Origin of the sequence: Micromonospora sp. NPDC023737, assembly GCF_040639715.1 — a bacterium.
In the GTDB taxonomy this organism is placed as follows: Bacteria; Actinomycetota; Actinomycetes; order Mycobacteriales; family Micromonosporaceae; genus Micromonospora.
Genome location: NZ_JBFAAL010000003.1, coordinates 359,433 through 372,968, shown reverse-complemented (window position 1 = coordinate 372,968; position 13,536 = coordinate 359,433). Strand labels below are relative to the sequence as shown.

Genomic DNA, 13,536 nt, shown 5'->3' with positions numbered 1-13,536 from the left:
ACCTTATTCGGACTCATGATCACGGTTCGTGAAGCATCAACTACGAGCGCTACTCGCCTTGGGAAGGCTACCTGGGCGAAATGTCCTAGTTGCATCGCTCCAACAACTGCACCGCCCGCCAGCGCGCCACCAGCTTGTCGTACGCGGCCGAGGCCTCCTCGGCCTCGCCCCGGGAAAGTCCCGCCAGACCCGCCGCGACCAGCTCGGGCGAGTCGTCGGCGGAGAGCGTCTCGTCCGGCAGCAGGTCGACCAGGCCGCCGTAGTCGAGCTCCACCGTCGACCGCGGATGGAACTCCTCCAGCCAGCGGGCGGCCTCCTCGACGGCCTCGGTGATCGGCGCCTCGCCGACGGACTTGCGCAGCACCGACAGCGCCCGCGACGACCGCCGCCGAGCATTGGAGATCTCCGTCCGGTAGCGCAACACCCGCCGACCCGGGTCGGTGACCAGTTCCCGCTCCTCGGGGTCGAACAGGACGAACCACCGCAGCGGCACCCCCCAGGTGGCGATCTGCTCGTGCAGCCGGGGTACGCCGTGCTCCAGCACCCGGGCGCCGCTACGCCAGTCGTCCACGACCGCCTTGGCCTGCCCGGCGAGGACCGGGGGCACGAAGGCGTCGGCGAGTACCGGCGGAACGCCGTCCCGGGCGCTGAGAGCCGCCTCGGCCACCCGGATGCGCAGGTTCCAGGGGCAGACCAGCAGGGTGTCGTCCGTCTCCAGGACGTACGCCTCCTCGGGCAGGTCCGGCAGGCGCGTCCAGCCGGCTCCGAGCGCCTCGATCACCGCCGTCCGCTGCCGGCCCGGCCCCTCGACGGGGGCAACCGCCCGCCCCTCGGACACGTATCGCCGCCAGTACGACTGGCGGTCCCGGTCGAAGGCGGTGAGCGGCTCGTACACGCGCAGATAAGAAGCGAAGAGCGACGGCACGGCGCGATCCTCCCACGAACACCGCCTCCAGCGCCGCCAGCGCCGTGAGCACGCCGTGGACGACGGGCCGCCGACGGCCGATATTAGGCTCAGACGCACCGGCAATATCCCCGCCGGCGTCCAACAGGTCCGTGTCCCACAAGGACGCACCGACACCAGGAGCCAGTCATGGGCGTATTCACCAGCACCGACGACCCCGGATCGACCGGCCACGAACAGGTCGTCTTCTGCCAGGACAAGCAGACCGGCCTCAAGGCGATCATCGGGATCTACTCCACCGCGCTGGGGCCCGCGCTCGGCGGCACCCGCTTCTACCCGTACGACAGCGAGGAGGCCGCCCTCGCCGACGTGCTGGATCTGTCCAGGGGAATGGCCTACAAGAACGCGCTGGCCGGACTGGACCTGGGCGGCGGCAAGGCGGTCATCTGGGGTGACCCGGAGCAGATCAAGTCCGAGGCGCTGCTGCGGGCGTACGGCCGCTTCGTCGAGTCGCTGGCCGGCCGCTACTACACCGCCTGCGACGTCGGCACCTACGTACCGGACATGGACGTCATCGCCCGGGAGACCCGCTACGTGACGGGTCGCAGCGTCGAGCACGGCGGTGCCGGTGACTCGTCCATCCTCACGGCCTGGGGCGTCTTCCAGGGCATGCGGGCGGCCGCCGAGCACGTCTGGGGTGAGCCGACGCTGCGCGGCAGGCGGGTCGGGGTGACCGGCCTGGGCAAGGTCGGCAAGTACCTGGTCGGGCACCTGCTCGACGACGGCGCGGAGGTGGTGGCCAGCGACGTCAACCCGCGCGCGCTCGAATGGGCCCGGACGAACCACCCGCAGGTCACCCTGGTGGACGACGCGGCTCTGCTGGTCGCCTCGGACATCGACGTGTACGCCCCGTGCGCTCTCGGCGGCGCGCTGAACGACGAGACCGTGCCGGCGCTGCGGGCGAAGGTGGTCGCGGGCGCGGCGAACAACCAACTCGCCCACTCCGGGATCGAGAAGCTGCTGGCCGACCGGGGCATCCTCTACGCGCCCGACTACGTGGTCAACGCCGGCGGTGTGATTCAGGTCGCCGACGAGATCGAGGGCTTCAACTTCGAGCGGGCCAAGCTGCGGGCCACCCGGATCTACGACACGACCCGGGAGATCCTCAAGCTCGCCGACGCCGAGGGAGTGCCGCCGGCGGTGGCCGCGGACCGGCTGGCCGAGCGGCGGATGGCCGAGGTCGGCCGCCTGCGCACGATCCACCTGCCCTGATCCCCGTCCCCGGGGACGGAACGGGAGCGATCCGTCCCCGGGATCACCCGCGGCGCACAGCGGGCGGTTAAGCTGAACCTGAAGTCAGTTCGTACCGTTTTGCCCGGTGTCACGGGTGCTCACGTTTCCGCTCCTTACCGGGTACACTGGGTGACGGCCGGACCACCGCGACGCGCAGGGCCGGTAGACGGTAACCCGAGGTGCCGAACGGTGGCATCCCCATGTACCGTAAGAGCCACGAGAGATGCCTGACGTCATCGGGGCCCGCCTTCGGGCTGCCCCGCATTCTGTGCGAGGGGGTCGAGCCATGGGGCGCGGCCGTGCTAAGGCCAAGCAGACAAAGGTGGCCCGGGAGTTGAAGTACCACTCCCCGAACACCGACCTCGCCGCCTTGCAGCGAGAACTCGGCGGCAGCGGAAAGTCGAACCACGACTTCGACGACGACTACAAAGAGTATGTCGACGACGATGACGAGGACCACGCGGACGACGACCCCGATACCTGGGTCCGTCCGACCCGCTGACCCCCGGTCACATCTGAGCACGCGGTGAGCTCCGCGTGCTCACGTATGTGCCCGCTGGAGGCGGCGGTGTGCCGCCCGACGATCAGGGGCCTGCCGAGCAGTGCGCGCCGGACAGGCCCCTGATCCCGGTACCGCACCGTCAGCGTGGCCGGTTGTTCCAGTTGTAGAAGGTCGGGATGTTCTCGAAGTGGTTCCAGGCGCATACCGCGCCTCCATCACTCGCGCCCGCCACCTCCGACCGGAGAAGCCGCGCGGCCTCGGCCTCGCGGAGCAGAGCGATGAGCCCCGGGGCGGCATCGTGCACCCGCTCGGCCACTCCCGTTGGGACGACGACCGCCGCGCGCTCAGGCTGCCGGTGACTGGTGGTCTCGGGCATGCTCCAACACTCCCTCCAGTAGGCGGATCTTGCTGTTGCGGCAGTGCTCGGTCTCCGTACCGTCGAACCGCCCCAACTCGAAGTAGCGGTTGGCGGCATGACCACCACCACAGAAGCCGAAGTAGGGGCAGCTCGAACGGCACGCCTCGACACCGTCGAGGAACTCGCCCACCCAGGGCGTCCGCTCCGCGCCGGCCAGGATCTCGGCCAGCGGGGTCTCCAGCACGTTGCCGCTGCTGAAGTCGCCGTACCTCGGGTGGGTGAAGCCGGCCAGCTCCGGCGAGAGCACGGTGACCGAGCCGTCGTACCCGATGGTGGGGATCGGGTCCAGCTGACGGGGCAACACGTCGTCCGCCACGCCGTCCAGGACCGCCGCCGCGTACCGCAGGGACCACTCGATCTCGCGCAGGTGGATGCGCGGCTCACGGCGCCACGCGGTCACCAGCTCGGCCCAGAAGGCAGTCACATCGGCCACGTCGTGGGCGTTGTCGCGGGTGTTGACCCCCTCGGTCTCCTCGATGTTGACACCGAGCACGTCACAGCCGAGGTCGAGGAAGTAGTCGTACAGCTCCGCGGCGAACCCGGGCACCGGCCGGGAGACGACCGCGAGCGCCGAGAACGACAGACCGCGCCGGCGCAGCGCCGCGATCCCGCGCACGATCCGGTCGTACGCCGGGCGGCCGGCCCGGGTTACCCGGTCGCCGTTGCGGTCCCGGGGGCCGTCCACGCTCACACTCACCCGCATCTGGTGCTCCACGAAGAAGTCGCACCAGGCGTCGTCGATGAGCGTCGCGTTGGTCTGTACGTGGTGCTCGATCTCGGGCCCGAACGGGGCCATCAACGCCGCCAGGTGCTCCCGGCCGGCCGCGAGGGGCTCACCACCGTGCCACACCACCGAGAACCGGTCGGTCGTCGACCACGAGTTGACCGAAGCGGCCACCGCCTCGGCCACCGGCACCGGCATCCGCCGGTCGGCGGCCCGCAACGGCAGGTAGCAGTACGCGCAGTCAAGATTGCAGAGAGTGGTCGGCTGCATCACGACATACGACGGGACGGCGGCCACGCCGCGCATCCCGATGAAGGACTGTCCCCGAGCAGCCATCGCCCTCCCTTGCCTAGGCGTGAGGGTGCCCTCAAGGCTAGGCGGCGATGGCTACTCGGGTGAACCCCTGATCAGGTGCTCGTATGATCAGCGGAGCGTGATCAGCCGCGCGTGTGCTGGCCGATCATCTGAACGTTCCCGGAGCCCTCGATGATCTCGCCGGCCTGCCACGCCTCGACGCCACGGCCGGTGAGCGTGGCCAGGGCGCGGTCGGCGTCCTCGGCGGAGACGATCGCGAACATGCCGACGCCCATGTTGAACGTCGCCTCCATCTCCGCGTCCTCGATCCGGCCCTTCGACTGGACCAGGTCGAAGACCGGCTGCGGGCGCCACGTGGACCGGTTCACCACCGCGTCGACGTTCTCCGGCAGGATCCGGACCAGGTTGCCCGGGATGCCGCCGCCGGTGACGTGGGCGAGCGCCCGCACCTCGGCCTCGGCGATCAGCTTGAGGCAGTCCTGCGCGTAGATCTTGGTGGGGGTGAGCAGCTCCTCACCAAGGGTGCGCTGGCGGCCGAAGTCGTCGATGACGACGTCGAGGCGCATCCGCCCCGCGCCGAGCAGCACGTGCCGGACCAGCGAGTAACCGTTGGAGTGCAGGCCCGAGGAGCGCATGGCGATCACGACGTCGCCCACCTCGACCCGCTCCGGGCTGAGGATCTCGCTCTCCTCCACCACACCCACACCGGTGGCGGAGATGTCGTACTCGTCGGGGCGCAGTACGCCCGGGTGCTCGGCCGTCTCGCCCCCGAGCAGCGCGCAGCCCGCGTACCGGCAGCCGTCCGCGATGCCGGCGCCGATCTCGGCGACCTTGTCCGGCACCACCTCGCCGGTGGCGATGTAGTCGAGCAGGAACAGCGGCTCCGCGCCGCAGGCGACCAGGTCGTCGACGACCATCGCGACCAGGTCGATGCCGACCGTGTCGTGGATGTCCATCTGCTGGGCGATCACCAGCTTCGTGCCGACGCCGTCCGTCGACGAGGCGAGGATCGGGTTCTTGTACTTCGTCGTGTCCAGCCGGAACAGGCCGGCGAAGCCGCCCAGGTCGCCCAGCACCTCGGGCCGACGGGTCTGCCGCACCTTGGACTTGAGCAGTTCGACGGCGCGGTCGCCCGCCTCGATCGACACGCCCGCGTCGGCGTACGAGGCCGAGCGTTTGCGCGCCTGCCGGCCGGCACCCGCCGTCCAGGGCTGGCGGTCGCCGCCGGCTCCGGTCGGGCTGGTACCTGCGCCGCTGCGCTCGGACACGTGCGTCACGGTTCTCCCCTTTGTGTTTCTGGCGCCGCCGTTGCGGTAGCGGGCGCCCCGTGGTGCTACGGGCGGTGGACGGAAGCGCCGCCCGGAGTGGCGACGAGCGGAGAGGTGGTGTGCTCCGGGGCTTCCGGGGCGCTGGCGGCGACCCGCCGGCCCACTCCCTCGAGCACGTGCTTGCCGATCAGGTTGCCTGCCGGCAGCTCGATCGGGTACTCCCCATCGAAGCACGCACGGCAGAGCCGGGTCTTCGGCTGCTCGGTCGCCGCGATCAGACCGGACAGCGAGACGTACCCGAGCGTGTCGGCGCCGATCGAGCGCCGGATGCCATCGTTGTCCAGCCCGTTGGCCAGCAGCTCGGCCCGGGTGGCGAAGTCGATGCCGTAGAAGCACGGCCAGCGCACCGGCGGCGACGAGATGCGGACGTGCACCTCGAGCGCGCCCGCCTCGCGCAGCATCCGCACGATGGCCCGCTGTGTGTTGCCGCGGACGATCGAGTCGTCGACGACCACGATCCGCTTGCCTCGCACGTTCTCGCGAAGCGGATTCAGCTTCAGCCGGATGCCGAGCTGCCGGAGCGTCTGCGACGGCTGGATGAACGTCCGACCCACGTACGGGTTCTTCATCAGACCCTGGCCGTAGGTGATCCCGGACTCCTCCGCGTAACCGATCGCGGCCGGGGTGCCGGACTCCGGGACGGGGATGACCAGGTCGGCGTCGACCGGGTGCTCCCTGGCCAACTGGCGGCCGATCTGCACCCGGGCGGAGTGCACGTTACGGCCGGCGATGGTCGCGTCCGGGCGGGCGATGTAGACGTACTCGAAGAGGCAGCCCTTCGGCTCGGGCACGGCGAACCGGGTGGAGCGCAGCCCGTCCTCGTCGATGGCGATCAGCTCGCCCGGCTCGACCTCGCGGACGACGCTCGCGCCGACGATGTCGAGCGCGGCGGTCTCGCTGGCCACCACCCAGCCGCGCTCGAGCCGGCCGAGGACCAGCGGGCGTACGCCGTGCGGGTCGCGGGCCGCGTAGAGCGTCGACTCGTCCATGAAGACGAAGCTGAACGCGCCGCGCAGCTGCGGCAGCACCTCCAGCGCGGCCGCCTCGACGGAGAGATCCGGTCGGCTGGCCAGCAGCATGGTCACCAGGGAGGTGTCGTTGGTCGAACCGTCGTTGGTGAGGCCCCGGTCGGTGACCTCCTGCTGAAGCTCCGCGGTGTTGACCAGGTTGCCGTTGTGGGCCAGGGCGATGGTGGTGCCCGCGCTGGTCGAGCGGAGGGTCGGCTGGGCGTTCTCCCAGGTCGAACCGCCGGTGGTCGAGTAGCGGGCGTGCCCGATGGCCACGTGCCCGCGCAGGCTGGCCAGGGTCGGCTCGTCGAACACCTGAGCGACCAGGCCGAGGTCCTTGTAGACGACAACGCCGGAACCGTCGCTCACCGCGATGCCGGCGGCCTCCTGGCCCCGGTGCTGGAGCGCGTAGAGGCCGAAATAGGTCAGGTTGGCAACCTCTTCACCCGGGGCCCAGACACCGAAGACGCCGCATGCGTCCTGGGGGCCGGGTCGCTGGGGATCAAGGTCGTGGCTCAGCCGGCCGTCGCCTCGGGGCACCTGCCGCTCCCTCTTGCTGGGTCTGTCGGGCCTGGCGGGATCACGGGGTGGGATCCGCACTCCTCGGCCGGGACCACTGGTTTCGCCTGACAGTGTACGCGAATCGCCGTCAATACAGAAAGTCACGGTCACCCTGCGCAGCGTCACCGGATCCGACCGTCTGGGCAGCTAGAGCGGCAGATGGGGTGCGAGATCGGCCCGGATACCGCTCACCCGTACGCGACCCTCCGTGACCGCCTCCGCCCAGCCGAGCCGACCGGTGGCGACCGCGAGCCAGGTTTCCGGGTCCATCTCCACCACGTTCGGCGGCGTGCCGCGGGTGTGTCGGGGACCGGGCACGCACTGGATTGCACCGTATGGTGGGACGCGCACCTCCACCGATCGGCCGGGGGCGCGCTCCGCAAGGGCGGCCAGCAGGGTCCGGACCGCCTCCCGGAGGACCGGCCGTTCGGCGGCACGCCCCTCGTCGAGCGCCGACAACGCCGCCGCTACCGCGGCGGACTTAATGTGCGGAGAGGACACGACGGGACGATACGACCTCGGTCGGCGAACGCTGACGCTGGCCCTGGGTCGCGCCGGGACAGTTGGACAAGGCATAGTTGCCGACGGCGTATTCGAACCGTGATGATCCCCCGGCCCGGCACCCGCCGGTGCGGGAAGTCAGTCCGGAAGGCGGTGGACGTGTCAACACACCGACGTGCCTGGAAGCAGCGGGCCGGTGTGGTCGTAGCGCTGGTTGCCGGCGCCCTACTCGCCCTCCCCGCCACACCAGCATTAGCCGCCCCTGGCGTCACCAATGTCTCGGCCTCCCCCGGCACCGTGCAGGCGGGCGGGGAGGTCACGGTGAGCTACAACCTCGACGCCGACGACCAGAAGGTCGACGTCACGGTCAGCTCCAGCAACTCCAAGGTGCAGTGCATCGAGGGGTGCGACCAGGGCAATGTCACGGAGAGCCGCACCTACACCGCCAAGTTCAAGGTGGCCGACGACGCGCAGAACGGGTCCGCCCGCATCACGGTCAAGGCCGAGGCTGGCGGCATCGGCGGCGACGCGGAGGGCTCGACGACGGTCACGGTGACTGCCAAGGCGGCGCCGCCGGAGGTGCAGACCGTGCGGTCGGTCTCCGGCAAGGTCGTGATCCAGGCGAACGGCAAGCCGGTGGACGGCGCATACGTCGCACTTCAGGACAGCGCGGGCCACCGGTACGAGACGACCTCGGACAGCAAGGGCAACTGGCGCTTCACCGGCACCACCGCCAAGCCGATCACCCCGGGGCGGATCGACGTCGGCGCGAGCTTCGACGGTGCCCAGAAGGTCGACAGCTTCAACGCCAGCGCCAACCAGGAGATCACCGGCAAGCGGATCAACCTGGCGGTCAAGGTCGAGGTGACGCCGAGCGCCACCCCGTCGGCCACTGAGTCCGCGGAGCCCACGGAGGAACCGACCGTCGAGCCCACCGACGAAGCCACCGACGAGACGCCGGAGGCGACCGAGGGCGCGGTAGCCAACGCCTCGAACGAGGACTCGGGCGGCGGCATGGGGCAGTACCTGATCATCCTGGTCGGCGGCTTGCTCGTCGCCGCCGGTGTCGGCACGATCGTGCTGCTCTGGATGAAGCGCAAGGACAACCCGGACGACGTCGACGACGACGTTCCGGCCGGTGCCGGCGGCGGTGGTACGGTACCGGCGGCCCGGGGCGCGTTCCGTGGGGCCGACGACCAGACCCGGGTGGTCAACCGGGTCGGCGGCGGGCCGGACCCGACGATGGTCGCGGGCGGCGCCGCGTTGAGTGACGCACCGACGATGATGCACCGCCCCGTCGTCGACGACGTACCACCTGACCCGTACGGCGCCCCGCCCGTGCAGCCGTACGGCGGGAATGCCGCAGGTTCCGGCTACGGCTACGGCGACGAGCCGGCCGGTTACGGAACGCCCGGCTACGCCAACTCCCCCGCCTCGGGCGGAGGCTACGGCGCTGACGGCGGCTACGGCAGCACTCCGGCCTCGGCCGGCGGCTACGGCGCCGGTGCCGGCGACGCGGGTTACGGCGACGGTGGCTACGGCAACGCCCCCTCGTCCGGCGAGGGCTACGGCAGCCGTGACTACGGCGCTCCGGCCGGCGGTGCGGGCTACCCCCCCGCCTCCGGTGGTGCCGGTTACGGCGAGCAGCGCTTCGACGAGCCGACCGGCCGCTACACCGGTGACAGCACGCAGTACCCCGCTCCCGCCGACCCGTACGCCACTGGCCTCTACGAGCAGGGCCAGGCGCAGGGCTACGGCCAGCCGGACCCTGCGCCGTACGGCCAGCCGGACCCCGCACCGTACGGCCGGGGTGCGGAACCGGCCGGTGGGTACGACCAGCGCGGCGGGTACGAGCAGCCGGGCGGGTACGACCAGGGCGGCGGATACAACCAGCCGAGCGGCTACGGCCAGGAGCCCCCGACCCAGCGCGGCGGCTACGACGACCGCGGCTACGGCCAGGGCGGGTACGGCCAGCAGGGCGGGTACGGCCAGGAGCCGCCGACCCAGCGCGGCGGGTACGGCCAGGAGCCCCCGACGCAGCAGGGCGGGTACGGTCAGGAGCCCCCGACCCAGCGCGGCGGCTACGACGACCGCGGCTACGACCAGGGTGGCCACTACGGCGACCAGCAGGGCGGCCGGGGCCGTGACGGGGACCGAGGCGGTCGCCGACTGGACTGGCTGGACGACTGAGCCGAAGGGCTGGCAGCGGCACCGACCGCCGAGGCCCGCGAAGCAGGCAAGTCGAACGGGCCGCCCGGAGAACCGGGCGGCCCGTTTCGCGTATCCGGATGGCTGCGGACGGAACGCCGCAGCGGGGTACGCCACAGCGGGCCGAACGCCGCGTGGGGTGGAACGCTGGTTGGCGGCTGTCCGATGAGCCGTCGAAGGGTGGTTCGACCGGCCGCGGCGGATACGGAGCGGCAGCCCAGTGCCCGGGCCGGCGACAACCGGCGGGCATCGGTCAGGCGGCGGAGAAGACGCCCTGGTGCAGCACCGGCACCACGTCGGAGACGTCGACCTGCACCGCGATCTCCACGTCCCCGGCGAAGCCGCCCTCGGTGAGTTCCCGCCCGGAGACGCAGCCACGAACCGCGGCCGGTACGTCCGGAGTGCTGGCCAGCGCCGCGAGCGCCATGGCCGCCTCGACGGAGAGCCCACCCGGTACGCCGGAGAGGGCGTCCAGCACGCTCGCCGCGCCGAGCTGGTCCTCCACACCGGGGCGTAGCGAGCCGTCCGGCCAGCGCTCACCGGCGGCGATCACACCGACCGGCGCGGCTGACGAGCCGTACCCCTGGCTGCGCAGCCAACGCCCGACGGCGCGCGCGTTACGCAGGCAGGCCGCCACCACGGGTACGCCGGTCGCGCTCGCCGCGGCGCTGATCGCCGAACCGTTCGGCGACGGCAGCACCAGGTCGGCGACGACCGGTGCCGTGCTCAACGCCGCCGGCGAGAGCGACCACGGCTGCTCCGGGTTGGTCTGCCGGCGGCCCACCGCGACGGTGGCGCCGATCCGGCTCGCGTACTCGGCGGCCTGCTCGCCCCAGGGAAACGGATGCACCCGCATGCCCCGGCTGACCGCCACCTCGACGGCGGTGGTGAACGAGAGGACGTCCACCACCACGAGAGCACCGCAGACGCGGCCGAGCTCCGCCGCCCCGGTCAGGCCCCAGTCGAACCGGGCGCCTGATCCGGGTTGGGCGAAGACGGCCGCGGCCAACGCCTCAGCGCTCGTCAGACGCCGTCGATTGCTCGGTGCCATCGGAGTCGGGCTCGGGCGCCTCGGCGTCATCGGCCGAGCCGACGGGCACCTCGGCAACCGGGGCGACCGGACCGGCCGAGGCGATCGGCTCGGACACGACGCTCTTCGGGTCCACCGGCGCCACCTCGGCGGCCGGGTCGGTCACCGGCAGCGGCACCGCCTCGACGGCACCCGCCACGCCGGTCGCCGGAGCCGGCACCTCGACCAGCGCCGCACCGCCGAAGAGCCGCGGCAGGGTGCCGGTGTGGGCGGCCCGCAACTCGTCCAGGCCGATCCGGAACTGGCCGTGCACCTCGAGCGCGCCGCCGGTCGGGTCGGTGACACCGATCCGCTCGGCCGGCACCCCGTGCTCCGCGCAGAGCGCGGTGAACGCCTTCTCGTGACCGCGCGGAACCGAGACCAGCACCCGTCCGGCGGACTCGCTGAACAGGTAGACGAACGGCATCGAGCCGCCGGCGAACTGGTCCGGGACCGCGATCCGGGCACCGACTCCGCGACGCAGGCAGGACTCGACCAGGCTCTGCGCGAGCCCACCGTCGGAGAGGTCGTGCGCCGAGCTCAGGTGACCGACCCGGGCAGCCGCCGCCACGAGGTCGGCCAGCGCCTTCTCCCGCGCGAGGTCGACCTGCGGCGGGATGCCACCGAGGTGTTCGTGGGTCACCCAGGCCCACTCCGAGCCGGAGAGCTCGACGTGCGTCTCACCGAGCAGGAAGAGCTGGTCGTGATCACCGTCGGGGCGCGGCACGAAGCCCATCGGCACCCGGTCGGTGACGTTCTCCAGCACACCGAGCACGCCGACCACCGGAGTCGGGTGGATCGCCGCGGCGCCGGTCTGGTTGTAGAAGCTGACGTTGCCGCCGGTGACCGGGATGCCCAGCTCGGCGCAGCCGTCGGCGAGGCCGCGCACGGCTTCGGCGAACTGCCACATCACCGCCGGGTCCTCGGGGGACCCGAAGTTCAGGCAGTTGGTGACCGCGATCGGCGTCGCGCCGGTCACGGCCACGTTCCGGTACGCCTCGGCCAGCGCGAGCTTGGTGCCGTGGTACGGGTCGAGGCGGGCGTAACGGCCGTTGCCGTCCACGGAGAGTGCCACACCGAGCCCGGTCCGCTCGTCGATGCGGATCACGCCGGAGTCCTCCGGCTGGGCGAGCACCGTGTTGCCGAGCACGTACCGGTCGTACTGCTCGGTGACCCAGGTCTTGTCGGCCAGGTTCGGCGAGGCGATCATGCGGAGCACGGTCTCCCGCAGCGCCTCGGGGTCGGCCGGACGCGGCAGGGTCTCGGCCCGGTCGGCCTGGAGCAGGATCAGGTCGGCCGGCTCCCGCATCGGGCGGGCGTAGACCGGACCGTCGTCGACGAGCGAGCCCGGCGGCACGTCCACCACCAGCTGGTCACGCCAGGTGATGACGAGTCGGCCCGGCTGACCGTCCGGGGACGGCGCGGTGACCTCGCCGATGGCGGTGGCCCAGACGCCCCACTTGTCGGCGATCTTGAGCACCGCGTCGAGCTTCTCCGGCTCGACGACCAGCAGCATCCGCTCCTGCGACTCGCTGGCCAGGATCTCGTGCGGCTCCATCGAGGGCTCGCGCAGCGGCACCCGCTCCAGCCAGACCCGCATGCCGGTGCCGGCCGCCGCGGCGGTCTCGGTGAGCGCGCAGGTCAGGCCGGCGCCGCCCAGGTCCTGGATGCCGACGACCAGTTCGGCGTCGTACAGCTCCAGGCAGGCTTCGATGAGCAGCTTCTCCATGAACGGGTCGCCGACCTGGACGGACGGGCGGCGCTCCTCGCTGCCCTCGTCGAAGGTGGCGCTGGCCAGCACCGACACACCGCCGATACCGTCCCGGCCGGTCTTGGCGCCCATCAGGACCACCACGTTGCCGGCGCCCGCAGCCTCCTTCTTCTGCAGCCGGTCGACCGGCAGCACTCCGAGGCAGAGCGCGTTGACCAGGGGGTTGCCCTGGTAGGTGGGGTCGAAGACGACCTCGCCACCGATGTTGGGCAGGCCGAGGCAGTTGCCGTAACCGCCGACACCGGCGACCACGCCGGGCAGCACCCGGGCGGTGTCGGGGTGGTCGGCCGCGCCGAAGCGCAGCGGGTCCATCACCGCTACCGGGCGGGCGCCCATCGCCAGGATGTCCCGGACGATGCCGCCGACGCCCGTGGCCGCGCCCTGGTAGGGCTCGACGAAGCTCGGGTGGTTGTGCGACTCGACCTTGAAGGTGACGGCCAAGTCGTCGGAAACCTGCACCACGCCCGCGTTCTCACCGATGCCGGCGAGCAGCCGGTCACTCGGCGGGGCCTTCTCGCCGAACTGGCGCAGGTGCACCTTGCTGGACTTGTAGGAGCAGTGCTCGCTCCACATGATCGAGTACATGGCCAACTCGGCCTGGGTGGGCCGGCGGCTGAGGATCTGCCGGATCCGCTCGTACTCGTCGTCCTTGAGGCCGAGTTCGGTGTACGGCTGGAGTTCGCCCGGGGTGCCCGCGGCGCGCGGCACGGTGTCCACGCCGTCGGTCCACGTGCCGGGGGCCGGCTGGGCCGGAGCGGCCGGCGCGACGACGGCGGCCGCGCCCGGCTCCGCCGACTGCGGCGAAGCGGCCGGGAAGGCCTCCGGTGTCTCCCGTACCGGATCCGGATGGGTGGTCATGACCTCTCCTCGCTGCGCTCTTGGCCGCCCGCCGGGCGGTTGAGCCGACCGATGATCCTGTGGCTGGTCGCTGCTGC

Annotated in this window: 11 protein-coding genes; 3 read left to right on the top strand and 8 right to left on the bottom strand. The window is 71.7% G+C overall.

All coding sequences use genetic code 11. The annotated features are described in order from the left end of the window. Nucleotides 1–85 precede the first annotated feature (85 nt). Entirely contained in the window at nucleotides 86–925 is an 840-nt protein-coding gene (locus AB0F98_RS10550; protein ID WP_357731923.1) for a hypothetical protein, read from the bottom strand. Between the two features lie 168 nt (nucleotides 926–1,093). Between AB0F98_RS10550 and AB0F98_RS10545 the strand changes: the two genes are divergently transcribed. Both AB0F98_RS10545 and AB0F98_RS10540 read left to right on the top strand, forming a co-directional pair. Then, the gene (locus AB0F98_RS10545) at nucleotides 1,094–2,176 is read left to right on the top strand and encodes a Glu/Leu/Phe/Val dehydrogenase (RefSeq protein WP_357731920.1); all 1,083 of its coding nucleotides are present in this window, start codon (nucleotides 1,094–1,096) and stop codon (nucleotides 2,174–2,176) included. Between the two features lie 307 nt (nucleotides 2,177–2,483). Continuing rightward, nucleotides 2,484–2,699: a DUF3073 domain-containing protein gene (locus AB0F98_RS10540; RefSeq protein ID WP_355141553.1), complete on the top strand. Its 216-nt coding sequence runs from the start codon at nucleotides 2,484–2,486 to the stop codon at nucleotides 2,697–2,699. A gap of 139 nt (nucleotides 2,700–2,838) precedes the next feature. On the opposite strand, the gene amcA is transcribed toward AB0F98_RS10540, so the two are convergent. The 5 genes from amcA to AB0F98_RS10515 form a co-directional block, all read right to left on the bottom strand. Then, the gene (gene amcA / locus AB0F98_RS10535; RefSeq protein WP_357731916.1) at nucleotides 2,839–3,075 is read right to left on the bottom strand and encodes a multiple cyclophane-containing RiPP AmcA; all 237 of its coding nucleotides are present in this window, start codon (nucleotides 3,073–3,075) and stop codon (nucleotides 2,839–2,841) included. Continuing rightward, nucleotides 3,044–4,147 (bottom strand): cyclophane-forming radical SAM peptide maturase AmcB, encoded by a 1,104-nt coding sequence (gene amcB / locus AB0F98_RS10530; protein WP_357732473.1) that lies wholly within the window; start codon nucleotides 4,145–4,147, stop codon nucleotides 3,044–3,046. The genes amcA and amcB overlap by 32 nt, the downstream gene beginning before the upstream one ends. Before the next feature lie 131 nt (nucleotides 4,148–4,278). Next, nucleotides 4,279–5,433, bottom strand: a complete 1,155-nt coding sequence (purM, locus tag AB0F98_RS10525) for a phosphoribosylformylglycinamidine cyclo-ligase (protein WP_357731913.1) — start codon at nucleotides 5,431–5,433, stop codon at nucleotides 4,279–4,281. Between the two features lie 56 nt (nucleotides 5,434–5,489). Then, nucleotides 5,490–7,031, bottom strand: coding sequence for an amidophosphoribosyltransferase (purF, locus tag AB0F98_RS10520; RefSeq protein WP_357731910.1), 1,542 nt, complete (start codon nucleotides 7,029–7,031; stop codon nucleotides 5,490–5,492). Nucleotides 7,032–7,199: 168 nt separating this feature from the next. Further along, nucleotides 7,200–7,553: a sterol carrier family protein gene (locus tag AB0F98_RS10515; protein ID WP_357731907.1), complete on the bottom strand. Its 354-nt coding sequence runs from the start codon at nucleotides 7,551–7,553 to the stop codon at nucleotides 7,200–7,202. Between the two features lie 102 nt (nucleotides 7,554–7,655). Here AB0F98_RS10515 and AB0F98_RS10510 point away from each other — a divergent pair, with 102 nt between their 5' ends. After that, a complete protein-coding gene (locus AB0F98_RS10510) occupies nucleotides 7,656–9,743 on the top strand; it encodes a hypothetical protein (protein WP_357731903.1) in 2,088 nt (695 codons plus the stop codon). 271 nt (nucleotides 9,744–10,014) lie between these two features. Here AB0F98_RS10510 and AB0F98_RS10505 read toward each other — a convergent pair whose 3' ends face one another. Together AB0F98_RS10505 and purL are read right to left on the bottom strand one after the other, a co-directional pair. After that, nucleotides 10,015–10,770, bottom strand: coding sequence for a 2-phosphosulfolactate phosphatase (locus tag AB0F98_RS10505; protein WP_357732470.1), 756 nt, complete (start codon nucleotides 10,768–10,770; stop codon nucleotides 10,015–10,017). A 4-nt stretch (nucleotides 10,771–10,774) separates the two neighbouring features. Next, nucleotides 10,775–13,459, bottom strand: coding sequence for a phosphoribosylformylglycinamidine synthase subunit PurL (purL, locus tag AB0F98_RS10500; protein ID WP_357731899.1), 2,685 nt, complete (start codon nucleotides 13,457–13,459; stop codon nucleotides 10,775–10,777). Nucleotides 13,460–13,536: the final 77 nt, after the last annotated feature.